The organism is Type-A symbiont of Plautia stali, assembly GCF_059731155.1.
Window position 1 is genome coordinate 3646722 of the sequence record NZ_AP035891.1, and the last position, 21761, is coordinate 3668482.

The following is a 21761-nucleotide window of genomic DNA, read 5'->3' on the forward strand; positions in this document are numbered from 1 at the left end:
CAATCCGTTGAAACTGACAGCATTCCCCTATCAATGATAGGATAATCGATAAACGACCAAAATGGTTAACAGCATGTTAAACAAAATTTTCAGAATTGCTACCAGGCAAAGCCCGCTTGCCTTATGGCAGGCACAATATGTCCAACAGCGCCTGATGGCTGCGCATCCCGGCTTGCAGGTTGAGCTGATGCCGATGGTCACCAAAGGTGATGTCATCCTTGATACGCCGCTGGCGAAAGTGGGTGGCAAAGGACTGTTTGTCAAAGAGCTTGAGCTGGCGATGCTGGAAAACCGTGCCGATATGGCGGTGCATTCCATGAAAGATGTGCCGGTCGATTTTCCCGACGGTCTGGGACTAGTGACCATCTGCGAGCGCGAAGATCCGCGCGACGCGTTCGTCTCTAATCATTATTCCTCGATCGACGCGCTGCCGCAGGGCGCAGTGGTCGGCACGTCCAGCCTGCGTCGCCAGTGCCAGATCAGCGCACGGCGCCCGGATCTAGTGATCCACTCGCTGCGCGGTAACGTCGGTACGCGTCTCAGCAAACTGGACGCTGGCGAGTATGACGCCATCATTCTTGCTGCCGCCGGGCTGAAACGCCTTGGACTGGAAGATCGCATTCGCCAGGCGCTACCGGCGGAGTTTTCCCTGCCGGCGGTGGGCCAGGGCGCGGTCGGCATTGAGTGCCGCCTCGACGATCAGCCGTTAATTACGCTGCTGCAGGCGCTGAACCACAGCGACACAGCAGTCTGCGTTCGCGCCGAGCGCGCCATGAATACCCGTCTCGAAGGCGGCTGTCAGGTGCCGATCGGCAGTTTTGCAGTGCTGGAAGACGATCAGCTGTGGCTACGCGGCCTGGTCGGTGCGCCGGATGGCAGTCAGATGGTGGTGGGCGAACGCCGCGGCCCGCGTGAACAGGCCGAACAGATGGGGATCTCGCTGGCCGAAGAGCTGCTGGACGGCGGCGCGCGCGACATTCTGCGTGAAGTTTATCAGGGACAGCCGCCCGCATGACTATCCTCGTGACCCGTCCGGAACCCGCCGCCAGCGAACTGGTCGCACGCCTGCGCAGCCAAGGCAAACTGGCGTGGTCGTATCCGCTGATTGAATTCACGCCGGGTCGCGATCTCCCCCAACTGCCGCTAAAGCTGGCCGCCCTGCAGCCCGGTGAACTGGTATTTCTGCTGTCGCAGCAGGTGGTGCACTTTGCCCAGCCAGCTTTACAGCAGCAGCGCAGCGCGTGGCCGGCATTTCTCGACTATTATGCCATTGGTCACAGCACCGCGCTGGCGCTGCACACCGTCAGTAATCTGAAAGTTGACTATCCGCATGCGCGGGAAACCAGCGAAGAGCTGGTGCGGCTGAATCGCCTGCAGCAGGTCAGCGGCAAGCGTGCGCTGATTCTGCGCGGCAGTCCGGGCCGTGAGCTGCTGGCGGAGACGCTGATCGCCCGCGGCGCGGACGTGCAATACTGTGAGTGCTATCAGCGCTGTGAAAAGCAGTACGACGGCGCGATTGAAGGCCGTCGCTGGCGCGATCGCGGTATCACCACGCTGGTGGTGACCAGCGGTGAAATGTTACAACAACTGTTTGCGCTGTTTCCGCCAATCGATCGGCGGGAATGGCTGCTGCACTGTCGACTACTGGTCGTCAGTGAACGTTTGGCTACCCAGGCCGCCGAATTAGGCTGGCAGGAGATTGAGGTAGCCGATGGTGCGGATAACGACGCGCTGCTGCGTGCGTTACGCTGAACTTAACATTGGGATGAGCCACAATGACGGAACAAAAAGACTCCTCCGCCATGGTTGAAGAAACCACCCCTGCGGACACTTCCCCGACGCCAGCCAGCCAGCAGCCTCGTGCGAAAAAGAGCGACGGCAAGGTGCTGAGCGCGGTGGCAATTGTCATTGCACTGGCGATTGGCGCGGGACTTTACCTGAATGGGAAACACCAGGCCGACTTACAGGCTCAGACTAACCAGAACCTGAGCGAGCAGCTGAGCGCCCTGCAGCAGCAACTGGGCAGCGATAAACAACAGCTCTCGCAGCAGCTGGCGGACGCCAACACCGCGCTGCAGGAAGCGCGCAGCCAGCAGGATAACAGCGCCAAAGAGCTGGAGACGCTGCGTGAAAAAGTGGCCACCATTTCCGGCAACGATACCCGCACCTGGCTGCTGGCGCAGGCCGACTACCTTGTCAAACTGGCGGGTCGCAAACTGTGGAGCGATCAGGACGTCACCACCGCGGCAGCGCTGCTGAAAAGCGCGGACATCAGCCTGGCGGAGATGAATGATCCCAGCATCATGAACGTGCGCCGCGCGCTGACCCAGGATATCAGTTCACTGGCGGCGGTCAGCCAGGTGGACTACGACGGCATCATCCTCAAGCTGAACCAGTTGTCGAACGGCGTGGATAATCTGCGTCTGGCCGATAACGACAGCGATGAATCGCCGATGGATGCCGACAGCGGTGAGCTCTCCCGCTCGCTGCACGAGTGGCGTCAGAATCTTGTGAAGAGCTGGCACAACTTCATGGATGATTTCATCACCATCCGCCGCCGCGATAACACCGCGCAGCCGCTGCTGGCGCCGAATCAGGATGTTTATCTGCGCGAAAACATCCGTTCGCGTCTGCTGATTGCCGCGCAGGCGGTGCCGCGCCATCAGGATGAGATCTACAAACAGTCCATCGATGCGGTATCCACCTGGGTGCGTGCCTGGTACGACACTAACGATGCGGCGACCAAAGCCTTCCTCGCCCAACTCGACGAGCTGAGTCAGCAGAGTATTTCAATGGACGTGCCGGACACGCTTGAGAGCCAGGCGCTGCTGGAAAAACTGATGCAAACACGCGTGCGCAATCTGCTGGCGCAGCCATCGGCTGCGGCTGATCAACAGGGAGGCTAACCATGCTGAAAGTATTGGTGCTTTTCCTGCTGCTGATTGCCGGCATTGTGCTGGGGCCGATGGTTGCCGGCCATCAGGGCTACGTGCTGATCCAGACCGATAACTGGAACATTGAGACCAGCGTCACCGGTCTGGCCATCATCCTGATTCTCAGCCTGCTGGTGATTCTGCTGGTCGAGTGGATTCTGCCTCGCCTGTTCCGCACCGGCGCCCGCACCCGCGACTGGTTCACCGGGCGTAAACGTCGCAGCGCCCAGCGTCACACGCAAAGCGCGCTGATGAAGCTGGCGGAAGGCGATTATCGTCACGTAGAAAAGCTGCTGTCTAAGAATGCCGATCACGCCGATCAGCCGGTGGCGAACTATCTGCTGGCGGCAGAAGCGGCGCAGCAGCGCGGCGATGAAATCCGTGCTAACCAGCATCTGGAGCGCGCCGCTGAGCTCTCCGAGAACGATACCATTCCGGTTGAGATCACCCGCGTGCGCCTGCAGCTGGCGCGTAACGAAGATCACGCCGCGCGTCACGGTATCGATCGCCTGCTGGAAGTGGCCCCGCGCCATCCGGAAGTGCTGCGTCTGGCGGAGCAGGCTTATATCCGCACCGGCGCCTGGGGCGCACTGCTGGATATCCTGCCCTCCATGCAGAAGGCGCAGATTAACGATGAGAACCAGCGTAACGCGCTGCAGCAGCAGGCGTGGCTGGGTCTGATGAATCAGGCCATGGCCGATCAGGGCAGCGAAGGCCTGAAAAAATGGTGGCAGAACCAGAGTCGCAAAACCCGCCAGGAGACCGCACTGCAGGTGGCGATGGCTGAGCATTTGATCGAGTGCGACGACCCGGACACAGCGCAAAGCATCGTGCTGGAAGGGCTGAAGCGTCAGTATGACGATCGGCTGGTGCTGCTGATGCCGCGTATCAAAAGCGGTGATCCGCAGGCACTGGAGAAAGCGCTGCGTCAGCAAATTAAGCAGCACGGTGCCACGCCGCTGTTGCACAGCACGCTCGGCCAGCTTCTGATGCGTCACGGTGAATGGCAGCAGGCCGCAGAAGCCTTCCAGCAGGCGCTGGCACAGCGTCCGGATGGCTTTGACTACGCCTGGCTGGCGGACGTTTACGATCGCCTGCATCGTCCGGAAGACGCGGCTAAAATGCGTCGCGAAGGTCTGTTACTGACGCTGAAGAACAATCCTGGCGCCTGATTTTACTGTTGTTATTTTTGTGCACGCCGGGCCAGTCCCGGCTTTTTTTTGCCTGAAAGAGCGTGCAGGGAATACGGCATCAATCCGTGAACGGCAGATAAAAAAACACCTGCCAGAAGCAGGTGTAACATCAGGTAGGTAAGACAACTGATGGTATCCGACTCAACGTAATGTCCTTCTTACTGCAGTAGCGCGTGCACGTTACTGCCAGCTGGACAACGGATACCGTAAGGGGCTCTGCATCATTCCTAGGTTTATGTTGCATCCGCAAACATAAGAGGTGGAATGAGCATCTACGCAGGGATTATTGCACAAAGCGTGCCAGAATGGCATGAATTACAGGAAGTTATTTTATATCAGTCAGTTAGCCAGGCAGCAGGGACAGGCCGCGAGGGCAACGTCGGGAATATGCGACACACCAGCCTAAAACAGGCTCTGATGAGCGACAAGTTGTGCAAGGAAAGGCAAGGCTGTTAAAAATCAAAATGTTACATGTCGCGCAATAGCGACAGCTCCCTCGACGACTCTTCCTTCGCTGCGCCCGGCTCAAAACCTCCTGCGGAGGTTCTTATCCTCTTTTACTACGAACGAAAAAAGCCCGCTTTTTGCAAAGCGGGCTTTTCGAATATGGTCGGCGAGAGAGGATTCGAACCTCCGACCCACTGGTCCCAAACCAGTTGCGCTACCAAGCTGCGCTACTCGCCGATTTTGTACTGCCTGTTACTGCTTACTTGTTTTGCCTAGTGCGAAGAGAAGGACTTGAACCCTCACGTCCGTAAGAACACTAACACCTGAAGCTAGCGCGTCTACCAATTTCGCCACCTTCGCATGTCCCAGCAAAATCTGGGGTGGCTAATGGGACTCGAACCCACGACAACTGGAATCACAATCCAGGGCTCTACCAACTGAGCTATAGCCACCATAATTCTGGTGCGTAAGCGTAACCGCATTACTCAATGCACTGCATAACGCGGTTAAACCAACCACCGAAGCTCTTGCGCACAAACTAAATGGCGCGCCCGACAGGATTCGAACCTGAGACCTCTGCCTCCGGAGGGCAGCGCTCTATCCCGCTGAGCTACGGGCGCGTAGCGCCGTTGCGGATGGGCATCCTACGTATTTGACTCCAAGCTGTCCAGTGCTTTTTCATAAAAAAATCGCGTTTGCTTACGCTTTGTGCATTCCGTCGATAAATAACGCAATTTGCCTGCTTAACCTGCCGTAATTACAGCACTATTCCTGCCGCGTTACAGATCGCCGCGCCAGTGATAGCGTAAATATTTCAGCAGTTTTAACTGACGGCGCCAGCGTGATGGCTGGCGTATCAGGCGATATAGCCACTCCAGCCCTAATTGTTGCCAGATGCGCGGCGCACGCGTGACGTTGCCAGTAAAGACGTCATAGGTGCCGCCGACGCCCATATACAGCGCGTGCGGCCAGTATTCACGGCAGTCGCGCATCAGCAGCTCCTGGCGCGGCGATCCCTGCGCCACGGTCACAATCTGCGCGCCGCTGGCTGCAATGCGCGCAAATAGCGCCTCGCGCTCTGCAGGGGCGAAATAGCCGTTCTGGCTGCCCACGATGTTGACGTTCCACTGACGGCGTAATTTATCGCAGGTTTCCTGCAGCACCTGCTCACGCCCGCCGATTAAAAACACCGGAATACCGCTGCGGCCCGCCTGTTCCATCAGCGCTTCCCACAGATCGGCGCCGGCGATGCGGTTCACCGTCAGCTGCGGGTATTTTTTACGCAGCGAACGCACAATGCTGATGCCGTCCGGGTACTTGATCTCCGCTGCGGCGATCAGCGCGCGCAGCTGGGCATCCTCTTCCAGCGTCAGCATCTTTTCGGCGTTGATCGCCACCAGCGTGCAGCTGCGCGGCTTCCCGTCCGGCAGCAGGAAGTGAAGAAAGCTCGCCATATCAGCGAAAGCGTGTAAATCGATGCCGCGCAGGGTATAACGCGGATGATCGGTTTCCATGGTCGGTATTTCCCGTCAGGCCCGGAGGTTAAGCAGAGCGCGATAAAACTGGCTCCGCGTGCGGGCGAATCAGCCCGGCACGCGCTAACAGCCAGAAAAGTAACTTCGCCAGCCCAACGCAGGCGGCGAAAATCAGGCAAAAGAACACCACGCGCGAGCCGAATGCATCCAGCCCTTCGCGCGCCAGCACGATCATATTGAACACCGCGCCAAAGCAGAAGCTTTGCAAAATGGCACCGCTGTAGCGGTTGCCTGCTTCGCGCCCCTGCTGGTAGAGAGAATCAAACCCTTTCATCAACAGCCCGACCGCTATCGCCCCAAGGGGAATAAAGCCTGCGCCGCCCATGATCAGCAGCGAACCGAGCAACGTGGGCGAAATCGCCAGCCCGGAGTGATTATTCAGCACTTCCCAGGTGAAATAGTTGGCGCTGTTGAGCACCATCGATGGCCGATCCGACCACAGCCAGCCAGGGATAGACACGTAGAAATCACGCCATATCGGTGCCAGCCCCTGAAAATCGATTTTATCGTAATTCTGCAGCAGCAGCGCAAGGTTTTCCCACGGCGAAAAGGTGTCACGCGTCAGATAGAGAAACGTGTAAAACGCTTCATCACCCACCACGTCCAGATTGTAACGACGCAGCGCCAGCCAGAACATGCCGCCAATCGCCATCACGCCGGCGCCCACCAGCATCCATAGCGTAATCCAGCCGCGCGTAATGCCGATGAACAGGAACAGCGCAAAGGCGATGATGATATTGGCGCGCGTACCGCCCACCAGCGCATAGGTCAGCAGACCAAACGCCACAGTGATCAGCAAAAACAGCAGCCACTGGCGCTGGGTAGGATTAAGGAAATAGCGGATCAGCATCGCCGGAATGAAGAAGTAGAAGAAACGCTTGAGCGCCACGCCGGAAACTTCGCAGGAAAAGATCTGGTTGTAGGCCGACAGCCGGAACAGCAGCAGGTCGTTACGCGTAAAGAACACCGTGACGGTTCCCACCGCCACCAGCGCCAGCAGCAGGCAGGTCAGATGGGTTTCCACCCGGTTCATCGTCAGCCAGGGTTTGCGCGACTCCGCCTGCACAGGCCGCAGCCGCACTTTGTAGCTGACGTAATAGATGGCGTAGAAACTGGTGGCGGCCAGCAGCGCCTGCAGCAGATAGTCTGCCGGCACCACGCTGACGTTAAAGCGGAATACCAGCACGCTGGTCAGCGGAAAGCCAAAGTAAAAGGTCAGTAAAAACAGCAGGGTAAAGAACAGGTGGAAATTAAAACGCACCCGTTTAAATTCGCGCCAGGTCAGCGTCAGAATGAAGCCCAGCGAAAACAGATACACCACCAGCAGACCACTAAACTGCAGCAGGCTCATGTTGACTCCCTTTCACTCTCCGCCAGCGCGTGGCGCCATCCCGCCAGATAGCCTGGGGCAAAAAAGGCGATAGCGGAACGATCGCACTGCGCCAGCTGACGCTGCGCCTCCGCCACGCGCGTGCGATCCAGCGCATCAGCGCTAAATAACACCGGCAGCCCCTGCTCGCTCAGGTCACGCCAGAACGGATTCTTACGGTTAACCACAAACGGAATACCGGCCTGAATCAGCAGGCACAACGTACCGATGCCCTGCTGACGCTCAAACATAAAATAACCGAGCTGACAGCGACTCAGCAATTGCAGATAGGCAGTGAAGTCGATGCGGTCGCGCAGCAGGGTCACCTGGCCGCGCGGAAACAGGCGCTGTGCGGCGGCATCAATCTCATCGATGTACTCATAGTTACTGGCCGGATAACCGAGCGGGATCACCACGTTAACCTGTTCACCAAACTGGCGGCGAATCGCCTGCAATCCCTCAATGTGCCGGTTGCTGCGATCGCCCGAGTTGCCGAGCAGAATGGTAAAGCTGTCGCTGGCGGCAGGTGCGGGTATCGCGGCCTCCGGCATGCGCGTTGGAAAATAGAGCAGCGAAGTGGGCACGCGCGGATGGCGCTGCTGGAAAAAGTGCAGATCGCCGCGCGTGGCAAACACCTGCGCCATGCGCCCCTGCGCGATACGCCGCAGCAGATAAAACAGGCGGTACTTCAGCCCGGCGCCCTCTTCGTAGAGATCGGCGCCCCAGACGTGCCAGAACGCCTGCTGTCGCCGCAGCTTGCCGCTGAGCAGCGCCAGCCACAGGCGCGGATTGAACTGGCCGTGAAAGAAGAAGCGCTGACGGCGATCGGCGGCGCGTGCGATCACCGCCTGCGCCAGCGCGCGCTTGCTGGGATACACGTCGATCTGCAGCTGAGGATAGGCCAGCAGGGTATCCGGCGCGGCCGATACCACCATAAACTGACGCGGCGCGTCGGCTGGCGATTCAACGCTCATAACGTCGTTAAAGAAGCGCAGCAGCGTGTGATTGTGATGCGGGATATCGGAGCCCAGCACGTGAAATAGCGTCATTTTTTCCGGCAATAAATCAAGAAAGCGCCACAACAAAGGGCAAAGTAGAGCACGTAGGTCGCCATATAAGCCTGCGCCGCTCCCGCCGTTCCGTGCAGTGGGATCAGCCAGTGCGCAAAGGCGGTCAGCAGCACAAACTGGCTGATTTCCGTGAGAATATAAAAGCGCAGTGAGGCTTTGGCGATCACCAAGTATCCGAAAACATAGGCGCCTACTTTAAAAACGTCACCGCACAACTGCCAGACAAAAAGATCGCGCATGGCGCTGAACTGCGGGGAAAACAACAGCCAGATGGCGACATCGCGCAGCAGCCAGACGCAAAAGCTGGCCGCCGCTACCGCCGGCAGCACAAAGCGCAGCGCGCGGCCAATTTCCCGCGCGATGTCGGCTTTATGCTCCAGCCGCGCCAGCGTCGGCAGCAGCCAGACGCTGAACGTGGCGGTGATAAATTGCAGATACGCATCGGAGATGCTGGTGACGCCCTGCCACAGCCCGACCTGCGCCCAGCCCTGCTGCTGCGCCAGCAGATTACGCATCATCACCCAAGCCACCGGCAGGGTCACGGCCGTAATCAGTGCCATCAGGGTAAATTTGGCCAGATTACGCGCCAGCGCCGGCTGCCACTGCGGCATCAGCCAGCGCAGCGGCAGTTCCTCGCGGTGGCGTCGCAGCATCCACAGCGCCGGCCCGACCAGCAGCGCCGGCACCAGCGCCAGCCCGACCAGCGCACCGGCGTAGCCCCCCAGCCACCAGCACAGCACATAACCCATCACGCCGATCAGGCTGCCGGCGATCAGCGCCAGCGCGTTACCGCGCGCATCGCGAAAACCTTTCAGCAGCGCCAGCGTCAGGTTGGCCCAGGCAATGCCCAGCTGCAAAAAGGCGACGATGCGCACCACGTTTTGCCAGGCGGCGTGGCCAAACAGCGCCCGGCTGATGGGCTCCGCCGCCAGCAGAAACAGCAGCGCCAGCAGCGTGGAAAACCCCAGCACCATTGCCGACGCGGTGCCGGTCAAGGCGCGCAGCTGCACCGGCTGCTGGCGGAACTGCGCGACATAGGTGGTTACGCCGTTGAAGATACCCGCGCCGGCCAGCACGCCGAGCACGGTAATCAGCTGGCGAAAGTTACCCGCCTGGCCGACGCCCTCGGGGCCGAAGCTTACTGCCAGCAGTTTCACCACCAGCAGGCCAGCGACAATTTTTACCAGCGTGGACGAGGCGGTCCACACTGAGGCTCTGGCTAACGACATCAGGCAAAGAAGCTCAGCAGCGAACTGATCACCGTACGCTGATTGTTGTCCGACAGATTGTAGAACAGCGGCAGCCGCAGCAGCCGCTCGCTCTCGCGCGTAGTGAACGCATCCGTGCCGTGGAAGCGGCCAAAGCGCGTGCCGGCCGGCGAGGAGTGCAGCGGGATATAGTGGAACACGGTGAGGATCTCCGCTTCCTTCATCCAGTTAATCAGCGCCTGGCGATCCTCGCCGTCGCGCAATTTGAGATAAAACATGTGGGCGTTGTGACGGCAGCTGGCCGGCACCGCCGGTAACGCAATGCGCCCGCTGGCCGCCAGCGGCTGCAGCGCGTCGTAATAGTTTTGCCACAGGCGCAGACGCTGCTGGTTGATGCGTTCCGCCGCTTCCAGCTGTGCCCACAGATAAGCCGCCTGCAAATCCGCCATCAGGTAGCTGGAACCAATATCGCGCCAGGTATATTTATCCACCTGTCCGCGGAAGAACTGGCTGCGGTTGGTGCCTTTTTCGCGGATGATCTCCGCACGCTCGATCAGTTTCGCCTCGTTGATCAGCGTAGCGCCGCCTTCACCGCCGGCGGTGTAGTTTTTCGTCTCATGGAAGCTGAAGCAGCCAATATGGCCGATGGTGCCCAGCGCGCGCCCTTTGTACTGCGACATCACGCCCTGCGCCGCATCTTCAATCACATACAGCTGATGCTTCGCCGCCAGCGCCATGATGGTATCCATCTCGCACGCCACGCCCGCGTAGTGCACCGGCACGATGGCGCGCGTTTTCGGCGTGATTGCCGCTTCAATCTGCGTTTCGTCAATATTCAGCGTATCCGGACGCACGTCGACGAACACAATGGTGGCGCCGCGCAGCACGAAGGCGTTGGCGGTGGAGACAAAGGTGTAGCTCGGCATGATCACTTCATCGCCGGGCTGGATATCGATCAGCAGCGCGGCCATCTCCAGCGAAGCGGTGCACGAGGGCGTCAGCAGCACTTTTTTGCTGCCAAAGTGCTGCTCCATCCACTGCTGACAGCGCCGGGTAAAGCCGCCGTCGCCGCACAGCTTGCCGCTGGCCATCGCCGACTGCATATAGTCAACTTCGGTGCCCACAACTGGGGGCGCGTTAAATGGGATCATCAGGCTTTCCTGTAAAACCAGTAGGCGGTGCTTTCCAGCCGGGCACCGCTGCGTAAATAGAGGCGCATCGCCGTAAGATTGCTGAGCTGGGTTGCGACCCGCAGACGCTCGAGCTGGCGCACCCGGCCCCAGTCGGCTGCCGCCAGCAGCAAACGCTGACCGACGCCGTTGCCCTGCGCCGCCGGCAGCACCGCGAGCAGACCGATACGCGCGTCACCGGCGACTTCGCGCATTGAGACGAAACCCTGCAGCGCACCCTGCTCGTCGCAGGCGATCAGACACTGGTGATCAAAAGTGCCGCGCACCGCGTTCTCAATCCACTGTGCGTAGAAGCGGCCGCTGTCTTCAGCGTCAAACCAGGGGGCACGAAAACGGCTCTGGCTAAACGCCTGGGCCGCTGCCGCGCGCAGCTGCGGGATCTGCGCTTCGCGCGCGATGCACACGCCGGTCTGCCGTTCGGTGCGTTTGATATTGATCGCCAGATCCGTTTCGCCTTCCACCAGCTGAAAACCGTGCTGGCTCAGCGCATCTATCGCCGCGCTGGCCTGCGCCGGCACCTTAACCTGCCACAGCGTGTAAGGCTGCTGTAGCGCCTCGGCCAGCGGCACATCGCCGTCCAGCGTCAGCCGCGCCGTGGCGCAGTGGAAGAAGTCGCTCTCCCACGCGAGGGGATCAATACTGACGCGGACGGGCATGCAGAATATCCAGTAAATACTGGCCGTAGCCGGTTTTGGTCAACGCCTGAGCGGCTGCCAGCAGCTGCTCATCGCTCAGCCAGCCGTTGCGCCAGGCAATCTCTTCGATGCAGGCAATTTTAAAGCCTTGGCGTTTCTCCACTGTTTGCACGAACACGCTGGCCTCAATCAGGCTGTCGTGGGTGCCGGTGTCCAGCCAGGCAAAGCCGCGCCCCAGCAGCTCCACCGCCAGTTCGCCCTGCTCCAGATACATCTGGTTGATGGCGGTGATTTCCAGCTCGCCGCGCGCCGAAGGCTGCACCTGCTTCGCAAACTCCACCACGCGGTTATCGTAAAAGTAGAGGCCGGTGACTGTCCAGCGCGATTTCGGCTGCTGCGGCTTCTCCTCAATCGACAGCGCGTTGAAGTCGTCGTCAAACTCCACCACGCCAAAACGCTCCGGATCCATGACCTGATAGGCAAAGACCGTGGCGCCGCGGCTGCGTGCGGCAACCTTTTTCAGTTTCGGACTGAAGCCCTGGCCGAAGTAGAGATTGTCGCCCAGCACCAGACAACAGCTGTCGTCGCCAATAAAGGATTCACCGATGATAAAGGCCTGCGCCAGGCCATCCGGGCTCGGCTGCTCGGCATACTGCAGCTGCAGGCCAAATTCACTGCCATCCCCCAGCAGCCGCTCAAAATGGGCGCGATCGTCCGGCGTGGTAATAATAAGAATGTCGCGAATCCCCGCCAGCATCAGCACCGACAGCGGATAGTAGATCATCGGTTTGTCGTACACCGGCAGCAGCTGCTTGGATATCGCCCGGGTTATCGGGTGCAGGCGCGTTCCCGAGCCACCGGCTAAGATGATACCTTTCATCGTTGCTCCTCCTGCATGCGTGCTTAACGCGGGGTGGCTAAGCCCAGTCGCTCGCCGCGATAACTGCCGTTGAGAATCGCCTGCCACCACTGCGGATTGGCCAGATACCACTGCACGGTTTCGCGGATGCCGCTGTCGAATGTCTCCTGCGGCGTCCAGCCCAGTTCACGGGCGATTTTACTGGCATCAATGGCATAGCGCAGGTCGTGGCCAGGACGATCGTGGACAAAGGTGATCAGTTCCCGGTAGCTGCTCAGCCCGGCAGCGCGCTGTTGCGGTGCCAGCTCATCCAGCAAATCACACAGCGTCTCCACCACCTCAATATTGCGCCGCTCGTTGTGGCCGCCAATGTTGTAGGTCTCTCCTACTTTGCCGCTGCTGACCACGGTGTACAGCGCACGGGCGTGATCTTCCACATACAGCCAGTCACGAATCTGGCTGCCGTTGCCGTACACCGGCAGCGGCTTACCGGCCAGCGCATTGATAATGGTGAGGGGAATCAGTTTTTCCGGGAAATGGTAAGGGCCATAGTTGTTGGAACAGTTGGTGACCACCACAGGCAGCCCGTAGGTGCGCAGCCACGCGCGCACCAGATGGTCGCTGCTGGCTTTGGTCGCCGAGTAAGGGCTGCTCGGGGCGTACGGCGTGGTTTCGGTAAAGAAATCTTCCGTGCCGTGCAGATCGCCAAACACTTCGTCGGTGGAGATATGGTGCAGAATGAAGCCCTTCTTGCGCTCATCTGTCATACCGTTCCAGTAATGGCGCGTCGCCTCCAGCAGCTGGTAGGTGCCGACAATGTTGGTTTCGACAAAGGCGATTGGCCCGTCAATCGAGCGGTCCACGTGACTCTCTGCCGCCAGATGCATGATGCAGTCCGGCTGGTACTGCGCCAGCACGCGATCCAGCGCGGCGCGGTCGCAGATATCGACCTGCTCAAAAGCAAAGCGCGCATCCTGCTCAACCGGTGCCAGCGACACCAGATTGCCGGCATAACTTAGCTTATCCACCACCACCACCCAGTGGTCGGTATTGGCAATAAGGAAGCGCACCAGCGCGGAGCCAATAAAACCGGCGCCGCCGGTGACTAAAAACTGTTTCATCGCCAGACTCCTTTGGTATCCACAATCCACGGCTGCGTCACCTGTTCAGGAGTGACGGCGCGGAACTGCGCATGATCGACCAGCATCACCAGGATGTCGGCGTGTTGCAGGGCATCAGCCATCGGCACCAGCGTAGCGCGATCGGCGAGCTGCGGCGGAATGTCCGCCACATGCGGCTCGACCACCCAGCTGCGGCCGCGGTGCCAGCCCGCAATACGCTGCGCCACCGACATCGCCGGGCTTTCACGCAGGTCATCGATATTAGGTTTGAATGCCAGACCGAAGCAGGCGATGGTCACGTCCGTGGCACGCTTGCCGCTGGCCGTCAGGCACTCGGCCAGCGCCTGTTTAACCTGATCCAGCACCCAGCCCGGCTTGGCATCGTTAACCTCACGCGCGGTACGAATCAGCCGTGCCTGCTGCGGATTTTGCGCCACGATAAACCACGGGTCGACCGCGATGCAGTGGCCGCCGACGCCCGGTCCCGGCTGCAGGATATTGACGCGCGGATGGCGGTTCGCCAGCGCAATCAGTTCCCACACGTTGATCCCCTGTTCGGCGCAGATCAGCGACAGTTCGTTGGCAAAGGCGATGTTCACATCGCGGAAACTGTTTTCCGTCAGCTTGCACATCTCTGCGGTACGCGCGTTAGTTTCCACGCACTCGCCGCGCAGGAAAATGCGATACAGCTCGCTGGCGCGCGCCGAACAGGCCGGCGTCATGCCACCAATTACGCGGTCATTTTCCAGCAGCTCGACCATCACTTTCCCCGGCAGCACGCGCTCCGGGCAGTAAGCGATAAACACGTCAGGCTGCTCGCCGTGCTGCGGGAAGCGCAGATCCGGGCGCGCCGCCGCCAGCCATTGCGCCATCTGTTCAGTGGCGCCCACCGGCGAAGTTGATTCGAGGATCACCAGATCGCCGGCCTTCAGCACCGGCGCAATCGACAGCGCGGCCGCCTGCACGTAGCTGAGATCCGGCTGATGATCGCCGACAAACGGTGTCGGCACGGCAATCAGAAAGGCGTCGGCAGCTTCAGGCTGGGTGGTGGCGCGCAGGTTGCCGTTGTGCACCGCTGCGCGCACCACGTCGCCCAGCTCAGGCTCGACGATATGAATTTCGCCGCGATTAATGGTTTCCACCGCGCGCGCATTGATATCCACGCCGATGACCTGTTTCCCGTGCGAAGCAAAAACGGCTGCCGTCGGCAGCCCAATGTAGCCCAGTCCGATAACGGAAATGGTTGAAAAACGCATAGTTAAACTCTGTGTTGTTTAAGTGCCTGCAGGATGCGCGCGCAGGCATGGCCGTCGCCATACGGATTGTGCGCGCGGCTCATCGCCTGCCATGCCTCGTCGTCCTGCAGCAGCAGGCTGACTTCAGCAACAATTTTATTCACGTTGGTGCCGACCAGCTTCACCGTACCGGCCGCAACCGCTTCCGGCCGCTCGGTGGTTTCGCGCATCACCAGCACCGGTTTGCCCAGCGACGGCGCCTCTTCCTGGATGCCACCGGAATCGGTAAGAATCAGCCAGGCACGATTCATCAGCCAGACAAACGGCAGGTACTCCTGCGGCTCAATCAGAATGATATTGTTGATACCGCTCAGAATACGGTTCACCGGCTCGCTGACGTTAGGATTGAGGTGCACCGGATAGACGATTTGCAGCTGCGGATGCTGACGCGCCAGCTGCGCCAGCGCGCTGCAGATGCGTTCAAACCCTTCGCCAAAACTTTCGCGCCGATGGCCGGTAACCAGAATCAGCTTTTTGTCGGCCTCAAGGAACGGGTAACGCGCCGCTAGGCGGGCATTGAGATCGGCATCATGCAGCACCCGATCGCGTACCCACAGCAGCGCATCGATCACCGTATTGCCAGTGACGAAAATGCGCGCGTCGGGCAGATTTTCGCGCAGCAGGTTTTGCCGCGAATTTTCTGTCGGCGTGAAGTGATAGCTGGCGAGATGGCCGGTCAGGGTGCGGTTGGCCTCCTCCGGCCACGGTGACATCAGGTTACCGGTCCGCAGACCCGCCTCAACGTGGCCCACCGGAATCTGATGGTAAAACGCGGCCAGGCTGGCGGCAAAGGTGGTGGTGGTATCGCCGTGCACCAGCACGACATCCGGCTGGAAGTCTGCCAGCACGGTCTTCATGCCCTGCAAAATGCGGCTGGTGATCTCGGTCAGCCCCTGTTCGGGCCGCATAATATTGAGGTCATAGTCGGGCTGCAGCCGGAACAGGCGCAGTACCTGGTCAAGCATTTCACGATGTTGTGCCGTCACGCACAGGCGCGATTCGAAGGCAGCATCCTGCGCCAGTGCCTGCACCAGCGGAGCCATTTTGATCGCTTCAGGGCGCGTGCCAAATACAGTCAGAACTTTCACGCGGATTCTCTTAGTGACGGTTGGCGAATGTTGCACGCGGACGACGCACCAGCGCTACGCCGGCACCCACCAGCGCACCGATCGCGCCCCACATCACCATCATAAACAGACGACGTGGGCTATCGCGGCTGACCGGCTCTTCCGGCGTGCGCAGGTAACGGTAGGTCTGGAACGGTTTATCCAGGCGCGGCCCGGCCTGCAGCGTGTTGAGCATCGCCCTGTTTTGATCATAGCTTAAATCGTAAGCAGGTCCGCTGGCTTGCAGGGTATCCAGCTGCGCCTGTAGCATCTGCTGCCCCAGCAGGAAGCGATCGCTGTCCGGCAGCGCTTCACCGCTGACCGGCGCGCGGTTCTCTTTAATGCCCTGCTGGCTGGCCACTTTCAGCGCCTGCTCGATGCGCTGGCGACGGCGATCAAACACCGCCTGTGCCACTTCCTGCTGACGACTGACCTGCGCCTGCAGCTGCACGCTGCGCGCCTGCCACGCACCTTTAAGCTCATCGTTGAGATGACGCGCGGCGCGTTCGCTGGCATAGGCAATGTACTGCCGCAGCAAATTGTTGGCGTCGCCGGCGGTCTCCGCGATCAGCTTAATGTTATCCAGCGTATTGTGGGTGGCATCGGCCGGGGTGAACTGAATGTTGGTGATCAGATCGTCGAGCAGCGCGGCATAATTGTGCGCATTACCGCTTTTGCGGCTCTTATAGTAATCAGTCTGCAGCCAGAAATCGCGACGCGTATCCCACGACGCCAGCTGCATGGTGAACTCCTGATAGACCTCATCCATCACCGTCGGCGCTGGCGTATTCAGGCTGACGGTGTCGTTGCGCACATCCAGATTATTGAGGAACTGCTGCTGCACAAAGAATGCGCCCAGCATATTCACCGTCGGCCGATCGGTCACCGCAGTGGCGCTCCAGGATTGCTTCATTAGCATGGAAGCCAGCCACGCCAGCAGCGCAAACAGCAACGCCAGGCCAATAATCCAGCCTTTGCCGCGCCACAGCATGCTGCCGAGGCCGCGTACATCCAGTTCGTTCTCCACAACGACAGAGGTCATAACAAAAGTGTCCTTATCCGGGTACTTATCTGGGTAATTATTTTTTCTCTTCGCCGCTGCTTTGCCAGCGACGTTTGATACGACGGATTTTACGTGCGACGCGCCATGCATGTTTCAGGCAATAACCGTAAAGGAGGAAAGCGGCGAGGAACAGCGCCAGCATTACCCACTCGGGAATAAATGCCAGATATTCGCCCAGCATACCAATCCCGGCCAGCAGCGCGGCGGCCACGGTAATCAATAAAAATGCCTGGCGGGAGGTAAAACCGGCCCGCATGATCAGGTGATGTATATGCTGACGATCGGCCGAGAACGGGCTCATGCCCTTGCGCAGGCGACGATACATGATCGCCACCATGTCCATCAGCGGAATAGCAATCAGCCACAGGGCGGTGACTGACGTGATGGGATGGCTAAGGCCCTGCGTCGTTTCCAGCAGAATCCAGATGATGGTGAAGCCGATCATGGTACTGCCGGCATCCCCCATAAAAACTTTATAACGGCGGCCTAAAAAGCCGAGATTAAGCAGAATATAAGGAATGGTGGCGGCGATCATCGCGAAGCACCACATCGCCAGGCTGGTCAGTCCGTCAAAGTAGAGGATGATGCCCATCGCGGCGAAGGTGACGCAGGATAATCCACCCAGCAGACCATCAATACCGTCCACCATATTGAAAGCATTGATCGCCGCCCATACCGCAAACAGCGTCAGCACATAACCGAAAGGCCCGAAGATCAGCTCGACCGGACCTATGATAAACCCCAGGCTCAGTAAATAGAGTTTTGCCCCGACCATCATCACGATGGCAATCGCCGCCTGAACCACGGCACGGATTTTGACGCTAATATCAAAGCGGTCATCGAGCGCGCCGACCAGCACCAGTACCCCGGCGCAGAAGAGGTACAGTACGGCGTGCGGCAGATAATAATTTGAGATGGCAAAGGCGAAGCAAATCCCCGCATACACGGAGATACCGCCGACTAACGGAATGGCGCCATGGTGTCGTTTTCTGGAATTCGGCGTGTCCACAAGCCCAATTTTTTTAGCCGCTTTACGAGCAAAAAACAGGAACGCTAAAGAAAAAAGAAAAACTAAACCAAGCTCAGTACTCATAGTGAGTAAATTCACGTTAACGCTCTCAACTAAAATCATGGACAACAATAAGCAATTTTCCCGCCATTGCTGTATATCCCTAGTCTGAATTCTGTCGCAGCGCGTGCGTTTGCTGAAAAAACCGCCGCTTTACTGCCTCAGTCAATATGTCTGCTTCCTGACAGGCATAATCCTAATGCCCACAAATGAAAAACGCCACGTTAAGACGTGGCGTTAGTCATAAATCCTGGCAATTTGTGCCGTTAGCCGGCTGGCTCAGGCCGTTACCGGCGGCAACAGATTACGAGCGTTTCATCATATCGAAGAATTCGTCGTTGGTTTTGGTCATTGCCAGTTTATTGATGAGGAACTCCATCGCATCAATTTCACCCATCGGATGAATGATTTTGCGCAGGATCCACATCTTCTGCAGCTCTTCCTGAGAGGTGAGCAGCTCTTCTTTACGCGTACCGGAACGGTTGTAATCGATAGCCGGGAATACGCGCTTCTCAGCGATTTTACGTGACAGGTGCAGTTCCATGTTACCTGTACCTTTAAATTCTTCGTAAATCACTTCGTCCATCTTAGAACCGGTATCAACCAGGGCGGTGGCGATGATGGTCAGGCTGCCGCCCTCTTCCACGTTACGTGCCGCGCCGAAGAAACGCTTCGGACGATGCAGGGCGTTGGCGTCAACACCACCGGTCAGGACTTTACCCGACGCCGGCACCACGGTGTTGTAGGCGCGCGCCAGACGGGTGATGGAGTCCAGCAGGATGATGACGTCTTTTTTGTGCTCGACCAGGCGCTTAGCCTTCTCGATCACCATCTCTGCAACCTGCACGTGACGCGAGGCCGGTTCGTCAAAGGTAGACGCGATAACTTCGCCTTTCACCAGACGCTGCATTTCGGTCACTTCTTCCGGACGCTCGTCAATCAGCAGCACCATCAGCACGCAGTCAGGATAGTTGTACGCGATGCTCTGCGCGATGTTCTGCAGCAGCATGGTTTTACCGGCTTTCGGCGGTGCGACGATCAGACCACGCTGACCACGACCGATTGGCGATGCTAGGTCCAGCACGCGCGCCGTCAGGTCTTCGGTCGAACCGTTACCACGCTCCATGCGCAGACGGTTGTTCGCGTGCAGCGGCGTCAGGTTTTCAAACAGAATCTTGCTACGGGCGTTTTCTGGCTTGTCGTAGTTAACTTCGTTAACTTTCAGCAGCGCAAAATAGCGTTCACCTTCTTTCGGTGGGCGGATTTTGCCAGAAATGGTGTCACCAGTGCGGAGATTGAAGCGGCGGATTTGGCTGGGAGAAACGTAGATATCATCGGGACCGGCGAGGTAGGAGCTGTCTCCGGAGCGGAGGAAACCAAATCCATCCTGCAGTATCTCCAGCACACCATCACCGAAGATGTCTTCGCCGCTCTTCGCGTGTTGTTTCAAGATGGCGAAAATAATGTCCTGTTTGCGCATACGCGCCAAGTTTTCCAGCCCCATATTTTCGCCGAGAGTAATCAGCGCAGAAACCGGCGTATTCTTTAATTTGGTAAGATTCATAGTGATGGGTTCTTAAACTCGGGGTAATTCTCGAAATGTTTGTCGTGAATGGTATGGCAAAAATTCCATGCCTATTAATGGCTCTTTTTCAACGCTGCTCGACGGTTATCGTCAGATGTGGCGATAGGAAGCGAGGAGACGGCCGAAAGGTGATGCCGAATGTGCTAGCCGTCAGATTGCCAAACCACGAAAACGTTCAATGCGAGCTGGGTCTGACAAGGGAAAACTTTAGATGCAAACTACAAGGTAAGTGCGTAATGCAGTGAGGTCAACTTAACACGCCTGAAGGGAAACGTCCAGCAGTGGCGAAAAAATTCACCACTGCCGAACAAACACCTCGCCGGGCTTAGGCCAAGTTAGCGTTCAGGAACTCTTTCAGCTGACCTTTAGACAGCGCACCCACTTTGGTCGCCGCCACTTCGCCGTTCTTGAACAGCAGCAGGGTCGGGATACCGCGAATACCGTATTTTGGCGCAGTACCTGGGTTTTCATCAATGTTCAGCTTGGCGATGGTAAGCTTACCGTCGTACTCTTCTGCGACTTCGTCGAGAATCGGGGCGATCATTTTGCAAGGACCACACCATTCAGCCCAGAAATCTACCAGCGTCACACCGTCGGCTTTCAGCACGTCAGTGTCGAAACTGTCATCGGTCAGGTGAACGATTTTATCGTTGCTCATGTTTAACTCCAAAGATTATGCTTGGCGAATTGGCGTAAAATATACCAACGTAGGTTTACTTTATTTCATTGGATACGCTTTCGTAAAGCGATAGTAAATAGTAAGCTGATATTCTACTACACTATGAGCAAAACACACTTAACAGAACAGAAGTTTTCCGACTTCGCCCTGCACCCACAGGTAGTGGAAGCCCTTGATGAGAAAGACTTTCATAACTGCACGCCGATTCAGGCGCTCGCGTTGCCTTTTGCGCTTTCAGGGCGTGATGTCGCGGGTCAGGCGCAAACCGGTACCGGCAAAACGTTGGCGTTCCTGACGTCAACGTTTCATTATCTTCTTTCTCATCCTGCTGCTGAAGGCCGCCAGGTTAATCAGCCACGCGCGCTGATCATGGCACCTACGCGTGAGCTTGCGGTGCAGATTCATGCCGATGCCGAGCCGCTGGCGCAGGCCACCGGTCTGAAGCTGGGCCTGGCCTATGGCGGCGACGGCTATGAAAAGCAACTGAAAGTGCTGGCAGACGGCGTCGATATTCTGGTGGGCACCACCGGACGCCTGATTGACTACGCCAAACAAAATCACATCAACCTCGGCGCCATTCAGGTCGTGGTACTGGATGAAGCGGATCGCATGTTCGATCTCGGCTTCATTAAAGACATTCGCTGGCTGTTCCGCCGCATGCCGCCGGCCACCCAGCGCCTGAGTATGCTGTTCTCGGCCACGCTTTCTTATCGCGTACGTGAACTGGCGTTCGAGCACATGAACAACGCCGAATACGTTGAAGTTGAGCCCGAGCAGAAAACCGGCCACCGCATTAAAGAAGAGCTGTTTTACCCTTCGAACGAAGAGAAGATGCGCCTGCTGCAGACCCTGCTGGAAGAAGAGTGGCCGGATCGCGCCATCGTCTTCGCCAACACCAAGCATCGCTGTGAAGATATCTGGGGCCACCTGGCTGCTGATGGTCACCGCGTGGGCCTGCTGAACGGCGACGTGGCGCAGAAAAAACGCCTGCGCATTCTGGACGACGTCACCAAAGGTGATGTGGATATCCTCGTTGCTACCGACGTCGCCGCGCGCGGCCTGCACATCCCGGCGGTTACGCACGTCTTCAACTACGACCTGCCGGACGATCGCGAAGATTACGTGCACCGCATTGGCCGTACCGGTCGTGCTGGCGCCAGCGGTCACTCCATCAGCCTGGCCTGTGAAGAGTACGCGCTCAACCTGCCGGCGATTGAAGAGTACATCGGTCACGGTATTCCGGTGAGCAAGTACAACAGCGACGCCCTGCTGAGCGACCTGCCGCCACCGAAACGCCTGCAGCGTAACCGCTCGGGCAACGGTCCACGTCGCGGTGGCAACAACAGCAACCGTCTCGGCGGTGCCCCGCGCAACAACAACCGTAAACGTTCGGGTTAAGCACAC

Annotated in this window: 20 protein-coding genes and 4 tRNA genes; 6 read left to right on the forward strand and 18 right to left on the reverse strand. The window is 58.4% G+C overall.

The window, feature by feature from the left end:
* Positions 1–73: 73 nt before the first annotated feature.
* The 5 genes from hemC to AC6I8M_RS19480 all read left to right on the forward strand — a co-directional run bounded on the left by hemC (position 74) and on the right by AC6I8M_RS19480 (position 4582).
* Entirely contained in the window at positions 74–1015 is a 942-nt protein-coding gene (gene hemC / locus AC6I8M_RS19460; protein WP_010617082.1) for a hydroxymethylbilane synthase, read from the forward strand.
* Positions 1012–1752: a uroporphyrinogen-III synthase gene (hemD, locus tag AC6I8M_RS19465; protein WP_010617081.1), complete on the forward strand. Its 741-nt coding sequence runs from the start codon at positions 1012–1014 to the stop codon at positions 1750–1752. Before hemC ends, hemD begins: the two co-directional genes overlap by 4 nt.
* 23 nt (positions 1753–1775) lie before the next feature.
* Positions 1776–2906: a uroporphyrinogen-III C-methyltransferase gene (gene hemX / locus AC6I8M_RS19470; protein WP_010617080.1), complete on the forward strand. Its 1131-nt coding sequence runs from the start codon at positions 1776–1778 to the stop codon at positions 2904–2906.
* 2 nt (positions 2907–2908) lie between these two features.
* Positions 2909–4105, forward strand: coding sequence for a protoheme IX biogenesis protein HemY (gene hemY / locus AC6I8M_RS19475; protein WP_498013574.1), 1197 nt, complete (start codon positions 2909–2911; stop codon positions 4103–4105).
* Positions 4106–4390: 285 nt separating this feature from the next.
* The gene (locus tag AC6I8M_RS19480; RefSeq protein ID WP_010617078.1) at positions 4391–4582 is read left to right on the forward strand and encodes a hypothetical protein; all 192 of its coding nucleotides are present in this window, start codon (positions 4391–4393) and stop codon (positions 4580–4582) included.
* 151 nt (positions 4583–4733) lie between these two features.
* On the opposite strand, the gene AC6I8M_RS19485 is transcribed toward AC6I8M_RS19480, so the two are convergent.
* The 18 genes from AC6I8M_RS19485 to trxA all read right to left on the reverse strand — a co-directional run bounded on the left by AC6I8M_RS19485 (position 4734) and on the right by trxA (position 20336).
* A tRNA-Pro gene (locus AC6I8M_RS19485) sits at positions 4734–4810 on the reverse strand.
* 39 nt (positions 4811–4849) lie between these two features.
* Positions 4850–4933 (reverse strand) — tRNA-Leu (locus AC6I8M_RS19490).
* 16 nt (positions 4934–4949) lie between these two features.
* Positions 4950–5025: transfer RNA gene (locus AC6I8M_RS19495), tRNA-His, on the reverse strand.
* A gap of 91 nt (positions 5026–5116) precedes the next feature.
* A tRNA-Arg gene (locus AC6I8M_RS19500) sits at positions 5117–5193 on the reverse strand.
* Positions 5194–5352: 159 nt separating this feature from the next.
* The gene (wecG, locus tag AC6I8M_RS19505) at positions 5353–6087 is read right to left on the reverse strand and encodes a lipopolysaccharide N-acetylmannosaminouronosyltransferase (protein WP_010617940.1); all 735 of its coding nucleotides are present in this window, start codon (positions 6085–6087) and stop codon (positions 5353–5355) included.
* A gap of 28 nt (positions 6088–6115) precedes the next feature.
* Entirely contained in the window at positions 6116–7459 is a 1344-nt protein-coding gene (wzyE, locus tag AC6I8M_RS19510; protein ID WP_010617939.1) for an ECA oligosaccharide polymerase, read from the reverse strand.
* Positions 7456–8526 (reverse strand): TDP-N-acetylfucosamine:lipid II N-acetylfucosaminyltransferase, encoded by a 1071-nt coding sequence (wecF, locus tag AC6I8M_RS19515; protein ID WP_010617938.1) that lies wholly within the window; start codon positions 8524–8526, stop codon positions 7456–7458. The genes wzyE and wecF overlap by 4 nt, the downstream gene beginning before the upstream one ends.
* Positions 8523–9776, reverse strand: coding sequence for a lipid III flippase WzxE (gene wzxE / locus AC6I8M_RS19520; RefSeq protein WP_010617937.1), 1254 nt, complete (start codon positions 9774–9776; stop codon positions 8523–8525). Before wzxE ends, wecF begins: the two co-directional genes overlap by 4 nt.
* Positions 9776–10906, reverse strand: coding sequence for a dTDP-4-amino-4,6-dideoxygalactose transaminase (rffA, locus tag AC6I8M_RS19525; protein WP_010617936.1), 1131 nt, complete (start codon positions 10904–10906; stop codon positions 9776–9778). The genes wzxE and rffA overlap by 1 nt, the downstream gene beginning before the upstream one ends.
* Positions 10906–11601, reverse strand: coding sequence for a dTDP-4-amino-4,6-dideoxy-D-galactose acyltransferase (gene rffC, locus AC6I8M_RS19530; protein WP_058948754.1), 696 nt, complete (start codon positions 11599–11601; stop codon positions 10906–10908). Before rffC ends, rffA begins: the two co-directional genes overlap by 1 nt.
* Positions 11579–12460 (reverse strand): glucose-1-phosphate thymidylyltransferase RfbA, encoded by an 882-nt coding sequence (gene rfbA, locus AC6I8M_RS19535; RefSeq protein ID WP_010617935.1) that lies wholly within the window; start codon positions 12458–12460, stop codon positions 11579–11581. Before rfbA ends, rffC begins: the two co-directional genes overlap by 23 nt.
* Before the next feature lie 23 nt (positions 12461–12483).
* Positions 12484–13560, reverse strand: coding sequence for a dTDP-glucose 4,6-dehydratase (rfbB, locus tag AC6I8M_RS19540; RefSeq protein WP_498013575.1), 1077 nt, complete (start codon positions 13558–13560; stop codon positions 12484–12486).
* The gene (gene wecC, locus AC6I8M_RS19545) at positions 13557–14816 is read right to left on the reverse strand and encodes a UDP-N-acetyl-D-mannosamine dehydrogenase (protein WP_010617933.1); all 1260 of its coding nucleotides are present in this window, start codon (positions 14814–14816) and stop codon (positions 13557–13559) included. The genes rfbB and wecC overlap by 4 nt, the downstream gene beginning before the upstream one ends.
* A 2-nt stretch (positions 14817–14818) precedes the next feature.
* Complete coding sequence (wecB, locus tag AC6I8M_RS19550; RefSeq protein ID WP_010617932.1) at positions 14819–15943, reverse strand: non-hydrolyzing UDP-N-acetylglucosamine 2-epimerase; 1125 nt, start codon at positions 15941–15943, stop codon at positions 14819–14821.
* A 10-nt stretch (positions 15944–15953) separates the two neighbouring features.
* Positions 15954–17003 (reverse strand): ECA polysaccharide chain length modulation protein, encoded by a 1050-nt coding sequence (gene wzzE, locus AC6I8M_RS19555; RefSeq protein ID WP_010617931.1) that lies wholly within the window; start codon positions 17001–17003, stop codon positions 15954–15956.
* A 37-nt stretch (positions 17004–17040) separates the two neighbouring features.
* Positions 17041–18117 carry a UDP-N-acetylglucosamine--undecaprenyl-phosphate N-acetylglucosaminephosphotransferase gene (wecA, locus tag AC6I8M_RS19560; protein WP_058948758.1) on the reverse strand — a complete coding sequence of 359 codons (1077 nt, stop codon included), beginning with the start codon at positions 18115–18117 and terminating at the stop codon, positions 17041–17043.
* A gap of 280 nt (positions 18118–18397) precedes the next feature.
* On the reverse strand, positions 18398–19657 hold the full coding sequence (gene rho / locus AC6I8M_RS19565; RefSeq protein ID WP_010617930.1) for a transcription termination factor Rho: 1260 nt from the start codon (positions 19655–19657) through the stop codon (positions 18398–18400).
* A 346-nt stretch (positions 19658–20003) separates the two neighbouring features.
* The gene (gene trxA / locus AC6I8M_RS19570) at positions 20004–20336 is read right to left on the reverse strand and encodes a thioredoxin TrxA (RefSeq protein WP_010617929.1); all 333 of its coding nucleotides are present in this window, start codon (positions 20334–20336) and stop codon (positions 20004–20006) included.
* Positions 20337–20459: 123 nt separating this feature from the next.
* Here trxA and rhlB point away from each other — a divergent pair, with 123 nt between their 5' ends.
* Positions 20460–21755: an ATP-dependent RNA helicase RhlB gene (gene rhlB / locus AC6I8M_RS19575; protein WP_010617928.1), complete on the forward strand. Its 1296-nt coding sequence runs from the start codon at positions 20460–20462 to the stop codon at positions 21753–21755.
* Positions 21756–21761: the final 6 nt, after the last annotated feature.

Bases quoted from the DNA above. Each gene is read 5' to 3' on its own strand.
- rhlB (WP_010617928.1), top strand. From the start codon at position 20,460: ATGAGCAAAACACACTTAACAGAACAGAAGTTTTCCGACTTCGCCCTG.
- rffC (WP_058948754.1), bottom strand. From the start codon at position 11,601: ATGCCCGTCCGCGTCAGTATTGATCCCCTCGCGTGGGAGAGCGACTTC.
- hemX (WP_010617080.1), top strand. From the start codon at position 1,776: ATGACGGAACAAAAAGACTCCTCCGCCATGGTTGAAGAAACCACCCCT.
- wecC (WP_010617933.1), bottom strand. From the start codon at position 14,816: ATGCGTTTTTCAACCATTTCCGTTATCGGACTGGGCTACATTGGGCTG.
- trxA (WP_010617929.1), bottom strand. From the start codon at position 20,336: ATGAGCAACGATAAAATCGTTCACCTGACCGATGACAGTTTCGACACT.
- hemY (WP_498013574.1), top strand. From the start codon at position 2,909: ATGCTGAAAGTATTGGTGCTTTTCCTGCTGCTGATTGCCGGCATTGTG.
- wecG (WP_010617940.1), bottom strand. From the start codon at position 6,087: ATGGAAACCGATCATCCGCGTTATACCCTGCGCGGCATCGATTTACAC.
- rfbB (WP_498013575.1), bottom strand. From the start codon at position 13,560: ATGAAACAGTTTTTAGTCACCGGCGGCGCCGGTTTTATTGGCTCCGCG.
- wzxE (WP_010617937.1), bottom strand. From the start codon at position 9,776: ATGTCGTTAGCCAGAGCCTCAGTGTGGACCGCCTCGTCCACGCTGGTA.
- hemD (WP_010617081.1), top strand. From the start codon at position 1,012: ATGACTATCCTCGTGACCCGTCCGGAACCCGCCGCCAGCGAACTGGTC.
- rfbA (WP_010617935.1), bottom strand. From the start codon at position 12,460: ATGAAAGGTATCATCTTAGCCGGTGGCTCGGGAACGCGCCTGCACCCG.
- wecA (WP_058948758.1), bottom strand. From the start codon at position 18,117: ATGAGTACTGAGCTTGGTTTAGTTTTTCTTTTTTCTTTAGCGTTCCTG.
- wzyE (WP_010617939.1), bottom strand. From the start codon at position 7,459: ATGAGCCTGCTGCAGTTTAGTGGTCTGCTGGTGGTGTATCTGTTTTCG.
- AC6I8M_RS19480 (WP_010617078.1), top strand. From the start codon at position 4,391: ATGAGCATCTACGCAGGGATTATTGCACAAAGCGTGCCAGAATGGCAT.
- rffA (WP_010617936.1), bottom strand. From the start codon at position 10,906: ATGATCCCATTTAACGCGCCCCCAGTTGTGGGCACCGAAGTTGACTAT.
- hemC (WP_010617082.1), top strand. From the start codon at position 74: ATGTTAAACAAAATTTTCAGAATTGCTACCAGGCAAAGCCCGCTTGCC.
- wecF (WP_010617938.1), bottom strand. From the start codon at position 8,526: ATGACGCTATTTCACGTGCTGGGCTCCGATATCCCGCATCACAATCAC.
- rho (WP_010617930.1), bottom strand. From the start codon at position 19,657: ATGAATCTTACCAAATTAAAGAATACGCCGGTTTCTGCGCTGATTACT.
- wzzE (WP_010617931.1), bottom strand. From the start codon at position 17,003: ATGACCTCTGTCGTTGTGGAGAACGAACTGGATGTACGCGGCCTCGGC.